This is a genomic window from Rhizobium sp. SL86, from assembly GCF_026672545.1.
GTDB lineage: Bacteria > Pseudomonadota > Alphaproteobacteria > Rhizobiales > Rhizobiaceae > Neorhizobium.
The window spans coordinates 1100855-1118835 of sequence record NZ_JAPPRJ010000001.1 but is presented as its reverse complement, the minus strand read 5'-3'; the positions used below and the strand labels follow the sequence as shown (position 1 = coordinate 1118835).

The 17981-nt window shown below is 63.2% G+C and carries 18 protein-coding genes; 12 read left to right on the top strand and 6 right to left on the bottom strand.

Translation table 11 applies throughout. The features are described 5' to 3' along the window. The first annotated feature begins 47 nt into the window (after positions 1–47). The 7 genes from ugpA to OU993_RS05615 all read left to right on the top strand — a co-directional run bounded on the left by ugpA (position 48) and on the right by OU993_RS05615 (position 7193). Complete coding sequence (gene ugpA / locus OU993_RS05645; RefSeq protein ID WP_268155278.1) at positions 48–932, top strand: sn-glycerol-3-phosphate ABC transporter permease UgpA; 885 nt, start codon at positions 48–50, stop codon at positions 930–932. A 9-nt stretch (positions 933–941) separates the two neighbouring features. Beyond that, entirely contained in the window at positions 942–1790 is an 849-nt protein-coding gene (gene ugpE, locus OU993_RS05640; protein WP_268155277.1) for a sn-glycerol-3-phosphate ABC transporter permease UgpE, read from the top strand. Between the two features lies 1 nt (position 1791). Then, complete coding sequence (locus OU993_RS05635; RefSeq protein ID WP_268155276.1) at positions 1792–2895, top strand: sn-glycerol-3-phosphate import ATP-binding protein UgpC; 1104 nt, start codon at positions 1792–1794, stop codon at positions 2893–2895. A gap of 100 nt (positions 2896–2995) precedes the next feature. After that, the gene (locus OU993_RS05630) at positions 2996–3505 is read left to right on the top strand and encodes a cupin domain-containing protein (protein ID WP_268155275.1); all 510 of its coding nucleotides are present in this window, start codon (positions 2996–2998) and stop codon (positions 3503–3505) included. A 76-nt stretch (positions 3506–3581) separates the two neighbouring features. Then, complete coding sequence (gene gshB / locus OU993_RS05625; protein ID WP_268155274.1) at positions 3582–4529, top strand: glutathione synthase; 948 nt, start codon at positions 3582–3584, stop codon at positions 4527–4529. 218 nt (positions 4530–4747) lie between these two features. After that, a complete protein-coding gene (locus OU993_RS05620) occupies positions 4748–6280 on the top strand; it encodes a YifB family Mg chelatase-like AAA ATPase (protein WP_268155273.1) in 1533 nt (510 codons plus the stop codon). A gap of 37 nt (positions 6281–6317) precedes the next feature. Continuing rightward, positions 6318–7193 (top strand): GNAT family N-acetyltransferase, encoded by an 876-nt coding sequence (locus OU993_RS05615; RefSeq protein ID WP_268155272.1) that lies wholly within the window; start codon positions 6318–6320, stop codon positions 7191–7193. 143 nt (positions 7194–7336) lie between these two features. Here OU993_RS05615 and cysK read toward each other — a convergent pair whose 3' ends face one another. After that, positions 7337–8302, bottom strand: coding sequence for a cysteine synthase A (gene cysK / locus OU993_RS05610; RefSeq protein WP_268155271.1), 966 nt, complete (start codon positions 8300–8302; stop codon positions 7337–7339). Between the two features lie 131 nt (positions 8303–8433). Further along, on the bottom strand, positions 8434–9045 hold the full coding sequence (locus OU993_RS05605; protein ID WP_268155270.1) for a LysE family translocator: 612 nt from the start codon (positions 9043–9045) through the stop codon (positions 8434–8436). 188 nt (positions 9046–9233) lie between these two features. On the opposite strand from OU993_RS05605, the gene OU993_RS05600 reads away from it, so the two are divergent. Beyond that, positions 9234–10181 carry a DUF3313 domain-containing protein gene (locus OU993_RS05600; RefSeq protein ID WP_268155269.1) on the top strand — a complete coding sequence of 316 codons (948 nt, stop codon included), beginning with the start codon at positions 9234–9236 and terminating at the stop codon, positions 10179–10181. A gap of 28 nt (positions 10182–10209) precedes the next feature. On the opposite strand, the gene dut is transcribed toward OU993_RS05600, so the two are convergent. Continuing rightward, positions 10210–10668, bottom strand: coding sequence for a dUTP diphosphatase (gene dut, locus OU993_RS05595; protein ID WP_268155268.1), 459 nt, complete (start codon positions 10666–10668; stop codon positions 10210–10212). A gap of 87 nt (positions 10669–10755) precedes the next feature. On the opposite strand from dut, the gene OU993_RS05590 reads away from it, so the two are divergent. Beyond that, positions 10756–12339, top strand: coding sequence for a peptide chain release factor 3 (locus tag OU993_RS05590; RefSeq protein WP_268155267.1), 1584 nt, complete (start codon positions 10756–10758; stop codon positions 12337–12339). Between the two features lie 24 nt (positions 12340–12363). Here OU993_RS05590 and otsA read toward each other — a convergent pair whose 3' ends face one another. Together otsA and otsB are read right to left on the bottom strand one after the other, a co-directional pair. Continuing rightward, positions 12364–13788 carry an alpha,alpha-trehalose-phosphate synthase (UDP-forming) gene (gene otsA, locus OU993_RS05585; protein WP_268155266.1) on the bottom strand — a complete coding sequence of 475 codons (1425 nt, stop codon included), beginning with the start codon at positions 13786–13788 and terminating at the stop codon, positions 12364–12366. Positions 13789–13810: 22 nt separating this feature from the next. Beyond that, the gene (otsB, locus tag OU993_RS05580; RefSeq protein WP_268155265.1) at positions 13811–14617 is read right to left on the bottom strand and encodes a trehalose-phosphatase; all 807 of its coding nucleotides are present in this window, start codon (positions 14615–14617) and stop codon (positions 13811–13813) included. A gap of 203 nt (positions 14618–14820) precedes the next feature. Here otsB and OU993_RS05575 point away from each other — a divergent pair, with 203 nt between their 5' ends. Genes OU993_RS05575 through OU993_RS05565 form a run of 3 tightly spaced genes read left to right on the top strand, consistent with a single transcriptional unit; the run spans position 14821 to position 16745 of the window. Continuing rightward, on the top strand, positions 14821–15615 hold the full coding sequence (locus tag OU993_RS05575; protein ID WP_268155264.1) for a class II glutamine amidotransferase: 795 nt from the start codon (positions 14821–14823) through the stop codon (positions 15613–15615). 39 nt (positions 15616–15654) lie between these two features. Further along, the gene (locus OU993_RS05570; protein WP_268155263.1) at positions 15655–16221 is read left to right on the top strand and encodes a chromate transporter; all 567 of its coding nucleotides are present in this window, start codon (positions 15655–15657) and stop codon (positions 16219–16221) included. Then, positions 16218–16745 (top strand): chromate transporter, encoded by a 528-nt coding sequence (locus OU993_RS05565; protein ID WP_268155262.1) that lies wholly within the window; start codon positions 16218–16220, stop codon positions 16743–16745. The genes OU993_RS05570 and OU993_RS05565 overlap by 4 nt, the downstream gene beginning before the upstream one ends. 3 nt (positions 16746–16748) lie before the next feature. Here OU993_RS05565 and coaBC read toward each other — a convergent pair whose 3' ends face one another. Further along, positions 16749–17963, bottom strand: coding sequence for a bifunctional phosphopantothenoylcysteine decarboxylase/phosphopantothenate--cysteine ligase CoaBC (coaBC, locus tag OU993_RS05560; RefSeq protein WP_268155261.1), 1215 nt, complete (start codon positions 17961–17963; stop codon positions 16749–16751). Positions 17964–17981: the final 18 nt, after the last annotated feature.

The window sequence follows — 17981 nt, the reverse complement described above, 5'->3', positions numbered from 1 at the left end:
TGGCCGGTCCTCCCTTCCTTTGTCCGGACCAATCTGGCAGGGGCTCCATGGATACGAAAAAAACGACCTTCAATAACCGGCTGCTGCCCTATCTTCTGCTTGCGCCCCAGCTGTTCATCACGCTGGTGTTTTTCATCTGGCCTGCGGCGCAGGCGGTGAAATCCTCTTTCGAGCGCGAAGATCCCTTTGGTCTGTCGACTGCCTTCGTTGGATTGCTGCATTACCAGCGCCTGTTCGAAGACCCGAACTATCTCGACGCTTTGTCGAGAACCGCCGTTTTTGCCGTATCGGTGACGGCGCTGTCGATGCTTCTTGGCCTGGCCTTCGCCGCCTCGGTGGATCGTCTGGTCCGCAGCGGCAAGGTCTATACCACGCTGCTCGTCTGGCCCTATGCGGTCGCCCCCGTGGTCGCCGGTGTCCTGTGGTGGTTCCTGTTCAACAGTTCCACGGGCCTGATGCCCTTTTTTCTCGAAAAGATCGGCATTGACTGGGACCATGACCTGAACGGCACCCAGGCGATGATCCTGATCATCATCGCCGCCGCCTGGAAACAGGTGTCCTACAATTTCCTGTTTTTCCTCGCCGGTCTGCAGTCCGTCCCGCAGTCGCTGATGGAAGCTGCCGCGATCGACGGGTCGGGTCCGGTCAAGCGCTTCTTCAATATCTCGCTGCCGCTGCTTTCTCCGACTACCTTCTTCCTGTTCATCATCAACGTGAACTACACGATGTTCGATACCTTCCCGATCGTCGACGCAACGACGGTGGGTGGGCCTGCGCAGGCCACGACGACGCTGGTCTACAAGGTCTACCAGGACGGTTATCTCGGCCTCAACCTCGGTTCATCCTCGGCGCAGTCGGTTCTCCTGATGCTGATCGTGATGGTGCTGACCTTCGTGCAGTTCCGTTATGTCGAACGCCGCGTGCAGTATTGAGGACCGATCATGGTTGAAAACCGCCCGTTCCTGACCTTTCTGACCCACGCCTTCCTGATCCTCGGTTTTGCCGTGGTGGCGCTGCCGGTCTATGTCGCGATCATTGCCTCGACGCACGACATCTCGACGCTGATGAGCGGACCCGTGCCGCTTCTCCCCGGTTCGCATTTCATCGAGAATTACACCCAGATCCTGACGAGTGCTTCAGCCGCCAACGGCCTGCCGAACTATTCGCACATGGCACTGAATTCGCTGATCATGGCGCTGGTCATCACCATCGGCAAGATCGCGATCTCGATCATTTCGGCCTTTGCGATCGTCTATTTCCGCTTTCCGCTTCGCCAGCTCGCCTTCTGGATCATCTTCGTCACGCTGATGCTGCCGGTCGAAGTGCGCATCATGCCGACCTATAAGATCGTGGCGGACCTCGGCATGCTGAACTCCTGGGCGGGTCTCACCATTCCGCTGATTGCGTCCGCCACCGCGACCTTCCTGTTCCGCCAGTTCTTCATGACGGTGCCGGACGAGATGCTGGAAGCAGCGCGCGTCGATGGGGCAGGCCCGATGAAGTTCTTCCGCGACATCCTGCTGCCCCTGTCGCGCACGAATATCGGCGCGCTGTCCGTCATCCTCTTCATTTACGGCTGGGTGCAATACCTCTGGCCGCTCTTGGTGACGACGGACCCCGGTTATTACACATTGATGATGGGCATGAAGCGCATGGTCACCGTCCAGGACGGTGTCATCCAGTGGCAACTCGTGATGGCAGGGTCCGTGCTTGCCATGCTGCCCCCCATTCTGATCGTTATATTTATGCAGCGGCTGTTCATCCGCGGCCTGACAGAGACGGAGAAGTAACATGGCTGGCATCAAGATAGCCGGTGTGTCGAAGATCTATGCCGGCGGCGTGAAGGCGGTCAATTCCGTCTCGATCGACATCGCCGATGGCGAGTTCATCGTCCTCGTCGGCCCCTCCGGCTGCGGCAAGTCGACCCTTCTGCGCATGGTTGCCGGTCTCGAAGCCATTTCCGAAGGTGAGGTCTCGATCGGCGGCAAGGTGGTGAACCGCATGGAACCGGCCGAGCGCGACATTGCCATGGTCTTCCAGAACTATGCGCTTTACCCGCACATGACGGTCTACCAGAACCTCGCTTATGGCTTGAAGAACCGCGGCACGCCGAAGGCGGAGATCGATGCGCGTGTGGCGGAAGCCGCCCGCATGCTGGAAATCACCCAGTATCTGGAGCGCAAGCCGCGCGCCCTTTCCGGCGGCCAGCGCCAGCGTGTGGCCATGGGCCGCGCCATCGTGCGCAAGCCGGCGGCCTTTCTCTTCGACGAACCGCTGTCGAACCTCGATGCCAAACTGCGTGTCTCCATGCGCGGCGAAATCAAGCGCCTGCAGCGGCGCCTTGGCACCACCTCGATCTACGTGACGCACGATCAGCTGGAAGCCATGACGCTGGCCGACCGGCTGGTGGTGCTGAATGGCGGCCGGATCGAGCAGATCGGCTCGCCGCTCGAGGTCTACCACGCACCGGCCTCCACCTTCGTTGCAAGCTTCATCGGCTCGCCGGCGATGAACCTGGTCGCCGGCGAAATCCATGGCAATCGCCTGGCGATCGGCCCGGCGCTGATCGATCTTGCCGGCGCGCCACCCGCATCCGGCGCCGTCACCGTCGGCCTCAGGGCCGAAGATCTGCGCCTCGCCCATGAAGGCGAGACCGTGCTGCCGATGACGGTGGATTACGTCGAGGAACTGGGCGCGCAACGCTTGGTGCACGGGCTGGTGGGCGATCAGATGCTGACGGCCTCGATGCCGACGGACATGGTGATCGGCGAGTCGCTGTCCCTGACGATCGACCAGGACCGCCTGCACTTTTTCTCCGCATCCGATGGCAAACGCATCGGTTCGGGCACGAATGTCGCCACGGACAAGACAACGGCTGCGGTGGAAACGGCCTGATTTCGGTCAAAGCCGGGATTCGTTCAAATCTTAGAGGTTCGCAAAACCTCCTGATGAGGTTCGCCTGTTAGCCTCCCGAGGATCAAACCTTGGGGGCAACATGGTTGTGAAACTTGTATTGGCGGGAGCACTGGCTCTTGCCTATCGTGGTCGCGCATCGACGGAACGCAAGGGCGTTCCTCCCTTCATCGGGGCAACGCCGGAGGCGTTGTTTCGGGAGTTGAAGCCGGCGCCGATCGAACCGGCATGGATCCTGGCCGGCACGCCGGTGGCGCGGGTTGCGCAGCATTCCTGCACGGAAGACAAATGTTCCGTCACCGCCATGTGGGACTGCACCGCCGGCACCTTCCGCTGGTTTTTCGGCGACGACGAGACCGTCGTCATCGTCGAGGGCGAGGTGTTCATCACCGCTGAGGATGGCACGCAGCGTCTCCTGAAGGCGGGTGACATCGGTTATTTCAAGGCCGGCACATGGGCCACCTGGCGCATCGACACTTACGTGCGCAAGATTGCCTTCATGCGCCAGCCGATCTGGCTGCCGCTGGCGCTTTTCTACAGGATTCGCAATCGCTTGCGCCGGGCCATCAAGGGAACTGGCCTCGGTCTCTGAGAGAGGTTGGAATCTGCCGTTGCCATCGATCGCCCGCCGTCCTACATCTGGCGGGCAATCTGACAAGGGGCAGGGAATGGCCAAGATCCGCAAAGTCGCGTTCCAGATGGACCACGTGTCCGGCATCAACATTGCCGGCGATTCCACCTTTGCCATGGCGCTGGAAGCGCAGGCGCGAGGGTTCGAGCTTTACCACTACACACCCGACCGGCTGACCATGCGCGATGGTCGCATCTTTGCCGCCGTCGAGCCGATGACGGTGCGCGACGAGAAGGGCAGCCACTTTACGCTCGGTGAGCGCGAGCGGGTGGATCTTGCCACCATGGACGTGGTGATGCTGCGCCAGGACCCGCCCTTCGACATGGCCTATATCACCTCGACGCACCTTCTGGAGCGCCTGCAGCCGAAGACGCTGGTGGTGAACGACCCGGCCTGGGTGCGCAACTCGCCGGAAAAGATTTTTGTCACCGAATTTGCCGACCTGATGCCGCCGACGCTGATTACCCGCGACATCGGCGAGATCGCGCGGTTCCGGGAAGAACTCGGCGACATCATCCTGAAGCCGCTCTACGGCAATGGCGGCGCCGGCGTTTTCCACTCGGCCCGCGACGACCGCAACTTCTCCTCGCTGCTCGAAATGTTCGGCCAGATGTATCGCGAGCCCTTCATCGCGCAGGGCTATCTTCCGGCGGTGCGCAAGGGCGACAAACGTATCCTGCTGGTGGATGGCGAAGCGGTTGGTGCGATCAACCGCGTGCCGGCAGACCATGATGCGCGTTCCAACATGCATGTGGGCGGCCGCGCCGAGGCAACCGAACTGACGGCACGCGAAAAGGAAATCTGCGCCCGCATCGGCCCTGCGCTGCGCGAACGTGGTTTCCTGTTCGTCGGCATCGATGTGATCGGCGACTTCATGACCGAGATCAACGTGACCTCGCCCACAGGTATTCGCGAAGTGAAGAAGTTCGGTGGCGCCGATGTTGCTGCGCTTCTCTGGGACGCCATCGAGAAAAAGCGTGGCTGAGGCCGACGGGCAGGTGCCGCAGGCACCGCCCGTTCACGCCTGATCGCGTTTCGTTCCAAAACAACAACCAATGTGAAGAAATATCGCGTTTTTGGTGTATTTGTTCGCATAATGTTCTTGTCTGTCCGACGTATTCATGCTTGATTGTACTTGGTCGTTCCAACAACCTGTGGGTTTTGGAACGCGGCAAACACTTGGGCGTGTGGGGCAGGTGGCGCATGGTTGCACGGGTCAGCACAGTCGCATTTCAGGGCATCGAGGGGGTGCCTGTCGATGTTCAGGTCATGGTCGGGCCGGGCAAGCTCGGCATGCAGATCGTCGGCCTGCCCGACAAGGCGGTGGCCGAAAGCCGCGAACGGGTTCAGGCGGCCTTGCACGCCTCCGGTCTGGCACTTCCGCCAAAACGGGTGACTGTTAATCTGGCACCGGCGGATCTGCCCAAGGAAGGGTCGCATTTCGATTTGCCGATCGCGCTTGGCCTGATGGCGGCGCTGGGCGCCATTCCGGGTGATGCGCTGTCGAATTACGTGGTGATCGGCGAATTGAACCTCGACGGCACGCTTGCGGCCGTGGCTGGCGCGCTGCCGGCGGCAATCGGCGCCAATGCCCTCGACAAGGGGTTGATCTGCCCGGCCGACAGTGGTGCGGAAGCCGCCTGGGCAGGCGCCGGCATCGATATCCTCGCACCGCGCAGCCTGATTGCGCTCGCCAATCATTTCCGCGGCACGCAGGTTCTGTCGCGTCCCCAGCCGGCGATCCGTGCACCTGCCGCCAACCTGCCGGATCTCGCAGACATCAAGGGGCAGGAAAGCGCCAAACGGGCGTTGGAAGTGGCGGCCGCCGGCGGCCACAATCTCCTGATGGTAGGTCCACCCGGATCGGGAAAATCCATGCTCGCGGCACGGCTTCCCTCCATCCTGCCGCCGCTCTCCGCTGCCGAACTTCTGGAAGTGTCGATGATCCATTCGATCGCCGGGCAATTGTCCGGTGGCAAGCTGTCCGACCGACGACCGTTCCGCACGCCGCACCATTCGGCGACCATGGCAGCGCTCGTCGGCGGCGGGCTGAGGGCAAAACCGGGCGAAGCCTCGCTTGCCCATCACGGTGTGCTGTTTCTCGACGAGTTTCCCGAGTTTGCACCGCAGGTTCTCGATGCGCTGCGCCAGCCGCTGGAGACCGGCGAATGCGTGATTGCGCGGGCCAATCACCGGGTCACCTATCCTGCCAACATCCAACTGGTGGCGGCGATGAACCCGTGCCGCTGCGGCATGGCGGGTGAACCCGGCCACATCTGCGCCCGCGGCCTGCGCTGCGTCAGCGAATACCAGGGCCGCATTTCCGGCCCGCTGATGGACCGCATCGACATCCGCATCGACGTGCCGGCCGTCTCCGCCGCCGATCTCATCCGCCCGCGCCCGGCCGAACCCAGCGCCACGGTGGCGGCACGCGTGGCGCGTGCGCGCGAGCGGCAGATGCGACGTTTCGCCGAAGCTGGCCTGCCGGAGATTTCCACCAATGCCCGCTGCTCGACGGCGCTCATCGAGGATTTCGCCGCTCCCGATGCGGCCGGCATGCAATTGCTGCGCGATGCGGCGGAGAAGCTGAAATTCTCCGCCCGTGGTTATCACCGGATCCTGAAGGTTGCCCGCACGCTCGCCGATCTCGACGGCGAGGACAAGGTCGGCCGCATCCATCTCGCCGAGGCGATTTCCTACCGGATTGCCGGAGAACGCTTGACGGCAGCAGCGTGACGCGCCAGCACCGCCTTCACATAGAGAGGACGGTGCCATGGAACTGCGACGCATTGGCAGGCATGATCGGGAATGGCACGTGCGTTTTTTCAGCCACCTTGAGGTAGTCTTTGGTATCGGCAACTTTGCCGGTTGGGAACGCGTGGGTGGCTGGGGCGGTCGCTACGAGGTTCTTGCCCTGACCGAAGGTCAGGACATCTGTGCGACCATTGGCGTGACGATGCTTGAGGGGCGGCTGGGCGAGGCCGCGAGTTTGCCCATCCGGCAACTGGGAGCCGTTGCAACCCGTCCGGAGGATCGCGGGCGGGGTCTTGCGCGCCGGCTATTGAACCATGTGCTGGCTGAGGCGGATAGCGAAGGAACTCCTGTTCTACTGTTTGCCAATCCGTCGGTAGTCGATTTCTATCCGCGCTTTGGATTCCGGCGACTGATCCCGGATCGCCTCTTTCTCGATCTTGCGCCGGGCGGCGAATTGAAGGGTTCCCTCGGGCGGCGTCTCGACCCGGAGGCGCCGGAGGACCGGGCCGTGCTGACGCGGTGGTGTGAAAGGGCTCGAGTGCATGGCGGCGTGCTTTCGGCACGACCGGATGCTTGCATCCTGCTCTGGCATCTCATGAACACCCAAGTGAGAGCCCATCTTGTGCCGGAGGGTAACGGGCTGGCTTTCGTGGAGGCGACGAGCGACGGGGTGATGCTTTGCGACTGGCTGACGGCGGACGGGCGGCCGGATCTGGACCTGCTACAACCATTTGCGGCTCCGCATGGCGGCCGGATTGAGATGGGCTTCGTGCCCCACGACGTCTCGATATTGAAGCATTTGAGCCGTTCCCCGTGGCCGGAGGCCTACATGTTCTGGCGCGGTGGTTCCCTCCCATGGGGTATCCTACGCTTCCCAGCTCTGATGATGACCTGAGGTTGCGGCAAGACGCGGCTTCATCGTCGCTTCAGCCAAGGAAAGCGGTCCTTCAGCGATGCCATCACACCAGCGATCGAGCCATTTGCCGAACCGCCGTCGATGGGAATTTTTCTATTCGCTATTCGCTATTCGCTATTCGCTCACCCCAATCCCTCAAACAACGCCGTCGAAAGATACCGTTCGGCAAAGGAAGGAATAATGACCACGAGGTTTTTGCCCTCGTTTTCCGGGCGTGAGCCGATGCGGATGGCGGCGGTCAGGGCGGCACCGGACGAGATGCCGACGGGCAGGCCTTCGAGCTTTGCCACATGGCGGGCCATCTCGATGGCCTCGGTGCTCGCGACGGTGACGACCTCGTCATAGATCGTGGTATCGAGGATTTTCGGGGCAAAACCGGCGCCGATCCCCTGGATCTTGTGCGGGCCCGGTTCGCCGCCGGACAGCACCGGGGATTCGGCCGGTTCGACGGCAAACACTTTCAGGTCCGGCTTGCGCGCCTTCAGTACCTGGCCGACGCCGGTGATCGTGCCGCCGGTGCCGATGCCGGCAACGAAGAGGTCGATTTGGCCGTCGGTATCGTTCCAGATCTCTTCCGCCGTCGTCTGGCGGTGGATCTCCGGATTGGCCGGATTTTCGAACTGCTGCGGAATGATCGCGTCCGGCAGGCTGGCGGCGAGTTCCTCGGCCTTGGCGATTGCGCCCTTCATGCCCTTCGGACCTTCGGTCAGCACCAGTTCGGCGCCCAGCAGCGCCAGCATCTTGCGCCGTTCCACCGACATCGTCTCCGGCATGGTGAGGATCAGCCGGTAGCCCTTGGCCGCGGCGGCAAAGGCCAGCGCAATGCCGGTATTGCCGGAGGTCGGTTCGATCAGTGTCGTACGACCGGGCTCAATTTTCCCCTGCGCTTCCAGGCTTTCGATCATGGCGACGCCGATGCGGTCCTTGACGGAGGCAATCGGATTGAAGAATTCGAGCTTGGCGAGAAGATTGGCCTTCACGCCTTTCTCCTTGGCCAGCTTGTCGAGCCGCACGATCGGCGTATTGCCGATCGTCTCGAGGATCGAGGAATAGATCTTGCCGCGGCCGGGTTTGTTGGTGTCGGACATGGTGTTTCTCCCAAACGTCGTGTTGCAGCGAGATTAGGGCCGAATGCGCCATCCGGCGAGGGTGCTTGTGCCGGAATAACGGCCCCTGCGGAAAAATCCTGTTCGTTTCACGCCTCTGGACGAAGCGGCTGTCAGCGTGCGGCGATATAGGCGGCCGTGCCGGCCAGAATGCCTGCGGCCGAGCGGTTCAGCATCTGCAGCGTCCGCGGCTTCTTCAGCAGTTCACGCGCCTTCGAGGCAAGCAGAATATAGGGCAGCAGCACCGCGATCAGCACCACGAAGGTGGTGGCCACCAGCACGGCATAATCGGGAAGACCGACCTCCTGCAGCGGAATAAGTGTCGGCACCAGCGCGACATAAAAGAGCATGGTCTTCGGATTGCCGAGTGTCACCAGCAGGCCGGAGAGAAAGGCCATGCCGCCGGTCGCGCCGCGCGTGGCCTCAATGTCCTGCCGCAAAAGGCCGGCGGTCCAGAGCTTCCAGGCGATGTAGCAGAGATAAAGCGCGCCGAGATATTTGATGATCAGGAAGGGCGTGGCGAAATTCTGCGCAACGATGGCAAGCCCCAGCACCACGGCGGTGAGATAGACCAGATCACCCAGGATGAGGCCAAGCCCCATATAGAAGGTCGGCCGGAAGCCGGACCCGAGCGCACGGGCAACGATGGCAGTCATCCCGGGGCCGGGAATGGCAGCGGCAATGAAGAGGGCCAGGGCATAGGCCAGAAGTGTCGTCAGTGTCATGATAAGTCTCCCGCCTTTCTCATGCCTCACTGCGCGCCGCCGCGCAATGCTTGGAATCGCTGGACAAGACGGAGCGGTTTGTCGCCCCGCCCGAAAAAAGGCTCAATGCTGCCGTCCAAGCTCGATCATGTTTAGGGTACCATTTGGTACTTTTGAGGGAAGCCCTGGGGCGACGGGAGAAAAACGTGTTGAACACGAACTTGGATTGCATGTCAGTGAGCGGCGGGCTGGGTGCAAAACCGGTGGTCCGGGTGCAAAAGGCCAGCCTTACCCGTTCCATTGCGGTTGCGGTGCATGACCCGCGAAACGGCCCTGCACGGCCTGCCGCCCTGGCATCCGTTCTGGTCGTGTTGGGCCTCGGTGTCGTGGGCTGCAGTTCGGTTCCGCTGACGGAGGCCGGATCGCTCACCTCCTACAGTCGCCTTGGCCCGGAAGAGGGGCGCATCACGAAGTCGCGCAGCTTTGCCGATGGTCCGGCGCTTCTTGCAGGAACATCGGTGACGATCGAGCCGGCGAAGATCGCCCCCGGAGCCGCCGTCAGGGTGAAGGGTCGCGCCCAGGAAAGGCTGGTTGCCAACGCGCTGGACCGCGCCCTGTGCATCGGTCTCAGTGATCGTTTTCGGGTGGTCCCGCCGGGTGAGCCGGCCGATCTGACGGTAAGGGCAACAATCACGGACATCGTGCCGACCGGCGAGGTCGCGGCGGGTGTCTCGAAGGTCGCCTCGCTCGGTTCGTCCGCCGTTCTGCCTGTCAGTTTGCCACGCCTGCCGATCGGGCTTGGCGGTCTTGCCGTCGAGGCGGAGGCGGTCGATGCCGCCGGCCAGCAGCATGCCGCCATCGTCTGGTCGCGCGGGGCCAATTCCATCACCAACAGCCCGCGTGTCTCCGAGATCGGCGATGCCTACGGCCTGGCCGGCACCTTTGCCGGCGAATTTTCGCGCATGCTGGTCAAGGGCGAGCGGCGGGGCGGCATCAACCTCGACATACCCTCCGGTCAGCGGCTGAAATCGCAGCTGGGCGGGGCGCCGAAATATGCCGCCTGCGACGCCTTCGGCCGGGCACCGGGCGTCGGCGGCTTCGTGGCAAGCGCGGTTGGCGCGCCGCCGTCCTGGGCGGACAAGCCGGCGGCGAAGTAGGCGCCGGCCACCGACTGGTGGCGCCTCCTCACACCCCCGTCGACCCGAAACCGCCGGCACCGCGCGCGGTGTCGCCAAAGGTGTGCGCCTCCTCCACCCGCGCCTGCACCACGGGGGAAACGACCAGCTGCGCGATCCGCATGCCGCGCTCGATGACGAAGTCCTGGTCGCCGAGATTGACGAGCAGCACTTTCACCTCGCCGCGGTAATCGCTGTCGATGGTGCCGGGCGTGTTGAGGCAGGTGATGCCGTTTTTGAAGGCGAGACCCGAGCGCGGGCGTACCTGCACCTCGAAGCCTTCGGGAATCTCGAAAACGAAACCGGTCGGCACGAGCGCCCTTTGTCCCGGAGCGAGCGTCATCGGGGCGTCCACGGCGGCCCGGATATCCATGCCGGCCGCCCCGCGCGTTTCGTAGGACGGCAGGTCGAGCCCTTCGCCATGCGGCAGGCGGATGAGTTTGAGGGCGGGGCCGATAACGTCGCGCATGAAGCGGTCTCCTTCAGTTGTCCCCGGTCAATTGCATATGCGGCCCGAAATCGCTAGATACGCGGCAACTCAAAGGATTTGCACATCATGGCCGAAAGCATTGCCGAGGCGGTCTCCCGCCGCCGCACCTTCGCGATCATCGCGCACCCGGACGCCGGTAAGACCACGCTCACCGAAAAACTTCTGCTGTTCGGCGGCGCCATCCAGCTGGCCGGTGAAGTCAAGGCGAAAAAGGACCGCATCCAGACCCGCTCGGACTGGATGAAGATCGAGCGCGAACGCGGCATCTCCGTCGTGACCTCGGTGATGACCTTCGAATATGAAGGCAATATCTTCAATATTCTGGATACGCCCGGCCACGAGGACTTTGCCGACGATACCTATCGCACGCTGACCGCGGTGGATGCCGCCGTCATGGTCATCGACGGCGCCAAGGGTATCGAGCCGCGCACGCTGAAACTTTTCGAAGTCTGCCGCATGCGCGACATCCCGATCATCACCTTCGTCAACAAGATGGACCGCGAAGCCCGCGATACTTTCGAGATCCTGGACGAAGTGGAGGAGAAGCTGGCGCTCGATACCGCGCCGATCACCTGGCCGGTCGGCCGTTCGAAGAATTTCTGCGGCTCCTACAATCTGGCCGACAGCACGTTTCGCGGCAATGACACGCAGGCCGAACCGACCAAGGTCAACGGCGCGCAGAGCGTTGCCGAGCACCTGCCGGAAAACGAACGTCAGGCCTTCATCGACGAACTGGACCTGGCAATCGAAGCCTGCCGTCCGTTCGACAAGCAGGCTTTCCTCGAAGGCCATCTGACACCGGTCTTTTTCGGTTCGGCGCTCAGGAATTTCGGCGTGCGTGATCTCATCAATGCGCTGGGTGACTTCGCGCCGCCGCCGCGCGACCAGGTGGCGGATATCCGCACGGTGCATGCCGCCGAAGACAAGATGACGGCCTTCGTTTTCAAGATCCAGGCGAACATGGACCCGAACCATCGCGACCGCATCGCCTTTGCCCGCATCTGCTCCGGCAAGCTGGAGCGCGGCATGAAGGCAAGGCTTGCCCGCACCGGCAAGCAGATGGGCCTCACCGCGCCGCAATTTTTCTTCGCCTCGCAACGTCAGCTTGCCGATACGGCTTACGCCGGCGATGTCGTGGGCATTCCGAACCACGGCACGTTGCGCATCGGCGACACGCTGACGGAAGGCGAAGCGCTGGTTTTCCAGGGTGTGCCGAACTTTTCGCCGGAAATCCTGCGTCGTGTGCGGCTCGAAGATGCGATGAAGGCAAAGAAGCTGAAGGAAGCCCTGCAGCAGATGGCGGAAGAAGGCGTCGTGCAGCTGTTTTCGCCGGAAGACGGCTCGCCCGCCATTGTCGGTGTCGTCGGCGCCCTGCAGCTCGATGTTCTGAAGGAACGACTGTCGGCGGAATACAGCCTGCCGGTCTCCTTCGAAATGTCGCGTTTTTCCGTCTGCCGCTGGATTTCGTCGGACGACAAGGCCGAGATGGAAAAATTCCTCACGGTCAAGCGCGGCGATATCGCCCGCGACCTCGACGGCGATCCGGTGTTTCTGGCGCAGGATGCGTTTTCGCTGCGTTACGAGGCAGAACGTTATCCGTCCATCAAGATGGTCGCGATCAAGGAATATCACGTCGCCAAGGCGGCGTGATGGCGAAGCCGGCGTGACGCAGCCTCACGCCGGCGAAGGGCCTGGCGCGGAGTTTTCCGCCGCGTAATCGGCCATCTCCGACGTCAGGTCGTGCAGGAAGTCATCGCACCAGCGTTTCACGTCATAGGTCAAGAGGTGGTCCATCATGCCCTGCCAGCGCTGGATGCGTTCCTCGCGACCCATGGTGAGCCCGCGTGCAATGGCATTGGCCGCGCCTTCGATATCGTAGGGGTTCACCAGCAGCGCGCCGCGCAATTGCCGCGCCGCACCGGCAAAGCGGGAAAGGACGAGCACGCCCGGATCCTCCGGATCCTGGGCGGCAACGAATTCCTTGGCCACCAGGTTCATGCCGTCGCGCAAGGGGGTGACGAGCCCGACTTTTGCGAGCCGATAGAGCCCGGCGAGCACCGGGCGACCGATCGAGCGGTTGATATAACGGATCGGCACCCAGTCCACCGCGCCAAGCGCGCCGTTGACCCGCCCCGCCTGTTCGGCCACCATGCGCTGCATCTGCTCGTATTCCGGCACTTCGGAACGTGATTTCGGGGTAATCTGCAGGTAGGTCACCTTGCCGTGGTGACCGGGATTGCGGTTGATGAAGCTTTCATAGGCATCGATGCGCTGGGTAATCCCCTTCGAATAATCCAGCCTGTCCACGCCGATGATGAGGTCGCGACCCTCCAGGCTCTGGCGCGCCTTGCGCACCATCACGCTGCTGGCGGCCTTTTTGGCGAATTCGGCGAACGCCGCCGTTTCGATGCCGATCGAATAGAAACCGCCCTTGTAGGTGCGGCCGTGCGACTGGAACAGGCCGTCGCCAATCGCATTGCCAAACCCTTCGCGCACCAGGCAGCCGCGAAAGTTTTCCAGGTCGTGATCGGTCTGGAACCCCACCAGGTCGTAATGGGTGAGCCCGCGCATGATCTCCTCATGCACCGGCATGGCAAACAGCACGTCGGCTGGCGGCCAGGGGATATGCAGGAAAAATCCGATGCGGTTCTTGAACCCCATCTGGCGCAGTTCGGCAGCCAGCGGGATCAGGTGATAGTCGTGCACCCAGAGGATATCGTCCGGCTGGATCAGGGGCGCGAGACGGTGCGCGAAGAAGCGGTTGACGCGGAAATAACCGGTCATCTCCTTGCGGGCATATTCGGCAAGATCCAGGCGATAATGGCAGATCGGCCAGAGCACGCGGTTGGCAAAGCCGTGGTAATATTCCTCCACATCCGTCTTTGTCAGATCGGTCAGCGCATAGGTGATGTTGCCGCGCTCCGTCAGTTCCAGGGGGGCCGGATCCTTGGCGCCGCTCGATTTGCCGGACCAGCCCATCCAAACGCCGCCGCGTTCTTCCAGGGCGGCCTGCAGCGCAACGGCGAGCCCGCCGGCAGGCGCTGTGCCGCTCTTTTCCGGCATCGGAACGCGGTTGGAAATCACGACAAGTCGGCTCAAGGACAATGCTCCTTCTGAAAGCTCAAACGCTGCCGGACCCGGCGAGATCCTTCAGGATCGCGCGGAGCGTCGCGGCAGAGGCGATGGTGGTCTGGGCGGCGGTTTCTTCGGTCGGCTCGCCGATCCGGATCGACAGACCGCCGAGTTCGTTTGCCACCTTGAACATGGCCTCGTCGGTCAGATCATCGCCGATGGTGACGGGGATGCGGCCGGCAAATGGGGGTTCCGAGAGGAAGGCCCGCACGGCCGCCCCTTTGCTGGCGCGCGCCGGGCGGATCTCGATCACCATCTTGCCGCGCTGAAGGGCATAATCCGGCCCGGCTTCCTCGAGCGCGGAGCGCATGACGGCTTCCAGCGAGGCCTGCCATTCCGGCGCCTGCCGGTAATGGGCGGCGACGGCCGCCCCCTTGTCCTCGATCAGGATGCCCTTCCAGTCGGCGGTGACCCGCTCCAGCGAGCGCTTCAGCGTCTTGAAGGCCGGATCGGTCGCGAGGCCGTCGATCGAGCCGTCGGCGCGTCGGCGCTCGGCGCCGTGCAACCCGGCAATCGGCGGGGTGAAGGGCGAAAAAAGAGAATCCGCATAGGCAAGCGCGCGGCCGGTCACCAGCGCCAGCGCACCGTCCAGCCGGCTGGACACCGCCTGCAGATGGGAGGCGAGATCCGGCGGCACCACGATCGCTTCCGGCCGTTCGGCGAGATCGACCAGCGTGCCGTCGATGTCGAGAAACAGCGCATAATCCTTGGGCCTGCTCTTCAGAATGTCGAGCGTCCGGCCCTCCGGTTGCGAAGGATCTGCTTCGGCTTCACGTGATGCGTCGGTCGGTAACATGAATTGTGATGTAGGGGGGCAAGCCTGTATGGCAAGGGCAGGTGCGGGCCTGTTCCTGGCCGGAACCTGTCATGATTTCGACATCTTGCTGCCGGATCGCCTTCAAACGCAAGGGTTTGACCGATAACGATCGCTTAAGTTTTTGGGTCGATCCTTCTCATGTTGTCTGCCGCATTCTGCGGCGTGTTCGGAGCTTTGGAACCATGTGCCGCTGGGCCGCCTATCGCGGTAATCCGCTCTATCTGGAGGAGCTTGTTTCCTCTCCCGCCCACTCGCTCATCGAACAAAGCCATTGCGCAAGCCGCGCCAAGACCGCCACCAATGGCGATGGTTTCGGCATCGCCTGGTACGGTGATCATCCGGAGCCCGGCCGTTATCGCGATATCCTGCCCGCCTGGGCGGATTGCAACCTGCGCAGCCTTGCCCGCCAGATCCGCTCGCCGCTGTTTCTGGCGCATGTGCGTGCCGCGACCAATGGCAGCACGCGGCGTGACAACTGCCATCCCTTCGTGCATGGCAGCTGGTCCTTCATGCACAACGGCCAGATCGCCGGGTTCGAAAAGATCCGCCGCAAGATGGAAGCCTATCTCTGCGACGAGCTGTTCCATGCCCGCAGCGGCACGACGGATTCGGAAATGCTGTTCCTGCTGGCCCAGGAATTCGGTATGGCAGACGATCCGGTCGGTGCCGTGTCGCGCGCCATCGGTGTCATTGAACAACTTGCGGCCGAACATGAGGTGAGCACGCTGGTGCGCTTCACCGCCGCCTTTTCCGATGGCCGTTCGCTTTATGCCATTCGGTATGCGACGGACCACCGGCCGCCGACGCTCTACGCCGCACCGATGGGCGGAGACGGCGGTTATTGCCTCGTTTCCGAACCGCTGAACGACGATGTGAATGCCTGGACGGAAGTGCCGGACGGCAGTGCCGTGATCGTCAACGATGCTGGCATGACGATGACCTCCTTTTCACCGGCAAGGCTGGCCGAAGCGGCGTGAGCCCATCAGGAAATTGCGCTCTATGAGGCGGTGTGTGTAATGGACAATCCCGCCGCCGGATCGATGCAAGACCTCTCGCCACCCTCCACACGACAGATCTTTGCCGGCTTCCTGGGCATCGGGCTGATGGGGTTCGGCGGCGTGCTGCCGCTCGCACGGCGCATGCTGGTGGAGGACAAACACTGGCTGAGCCCGCAGGAATTTTCCGATCTGCTCGGCCTTTGTCAGTTCCTGCCCGGCGGCAATGTGATCAACATGAGCGTTGCGGTCGGCATGAAGTTCCGCGGCTGGCGCGGCGCGTTTGCCGGCATCCTTGGGCTTACTGCGGTGCCGACGGCTTTCGTGATCGTGCTTGGTGTCCTCTACGACCGTTACAGTGGCGATCCGCATGTGCAGCACGTGTTTGCCGGGCTGGCCGCCGCCGCCGCCGGCCTGCTGATCGGCATGGCGTGGAAGATGCTGAAGCCGCTTCTGAAGAAGCCTGCCGCGCTCCTGGTGGTCGCTCTGCTGTTTGCGGCAATCGCCATCTTCCGCCTGCCGCTGATCCTCGTCATGCTGGTGCTGGCTCCATTCTCCGTGCTTCTCTCCTGGAGGAGCGGCCGATGATGGCGACCCTGATCGCGCTGGCGCTGATCTTTACCGAACTCTCGCTCATGGCCTTTGGCGGTGGTTATGCCGTCCTGCCGGAAATCCAGCGGCGCGTGGTGGAGGTGCAGCACTGGGTCACACCGGCGGAGTTCAGCGCGCTGTTTGCGCTGGCGCAGGCCGCACCCGGCCCGAACATGATGATCGTGCCGCTGATCGGCTGGCATGTGGCGGGCCTGCCGGGCCTGCTCGTCAGTTCGCTCGCCAAATTCCTGCCGTCCTCGCTGATCACCTGCCTCGCCGTGTCCGTCTGGGAACGTTTTCGCGACCGGCCATGGCGGGCGGCGGTGCAGGCCGGGCTGTTGCCGGTGACGGCGGGGCTGGTCGCCTCCAGCGCCGTGGTAATCACGCTCGCCTCGGTGACAAGCCTCTGGCTGGCTGTTCTGACGGGTGTGACGGCAGCGCTTTCCGTTTTCACCCGCGCCCATCCGGTCGCCCTGCTGGCGCTCGGTGCAGTCGGCGGGCTGGTCGTCAGCTTCGTATGACGCTCAGGCGGTCGAGGACAGGCGTTCGGCAATCAGCGCTGCGAGGCGGTCCGCCACCTTGTCCTTGCCGAGATCCGGCCATTCCTCGATCCCGCTGTTGGAGATCAGTTTCACCCGGTTGCGGTCGCCGCCCATGATGCCGGTGGCTGGCGACACGTCGTTGGCAACGATGATGTCGGCCCCCTTCGCCTCCAGCTTCCGGCGACCGTTCATTTCGACATCCTGGGTCTCCGCGGCAAAACCGATGACGAGACCGGGGCGGTTCACATGGTGGCCGATGGTTTTCAGGATGTCGGGGTTCTCCGCAAGCTGAAGCGGCGCCGGGGGCTCGCCCGGCTGTTTCTTGATCTTCTGCCCCGCCGAGGAAACGACGCGCCAGTCGGCCACGGCGGCCACCATCACGGCGATATCGGCCGGCAGCACGGAGAGCACGGCAGACAGCATCTGATCGGCCGTCTCCACATGCTTCACCGCAACGCCCGCCGGATCGGGGATGGTCACCGGACCGGAGACGAGCGTCACATCGGCTCCCAGACGCGCAAGGGCCGCGGCAATCGCATGGCCCTGTTTGCCCGAGGAGCGGTTGGCGATGTAGCGGACCGGATCGATCGGCTCATGCGTCGGGCCGGAGGTGACAATCGCGCGTTTGCCGGCCAGCGGTTTGTCCTGCGGCGACAGGAGATCCACCACGGCGGCGACGATCTCCAGCGGTTCTGCCATGCGGCCGGTGCCGGCCTCGCCGCTTTCGGCCATTTCGCCCTTCATCGGCCCGATCATCGAAATGCCATCGGCCTTGAGGGTTTCGACGTTGCGCCGCGTGGGCGCGGCGTTCCACATCACCGGGTTCATGGCGGGTGCGATGAGAACCGGCCGGTCGGTGGCCAGCAGCACGGCGCTCGGCAGGTCGTCCGCCAGTCCATGCGCCATCTTGGCCATCAGGTCGGCTGTGGCGGGCGCGACAAGGACGAGATCGCACTCGCGCGCCAGGCGGATATGGCCGACATCCTGCTCGTCCTCGCGGGAGAAGAGATCGGTATAGACATGCGAGGCCGACAGCGCGCCGACGGCCAGCGGTGTCACGAATTCCTGCGCCGCGCGGCTCATCACCGGCCTGACGGTTGCGCCCCGCTCGCGCAGGCGGCGGATGAGATCAAGGCTCTTATAGGCGGCAATGCCCCCCGAGATAATCAGCAGAATACGCTTGCCCTGAAGCTCCATGGGCCTCTCCCTGTGGTG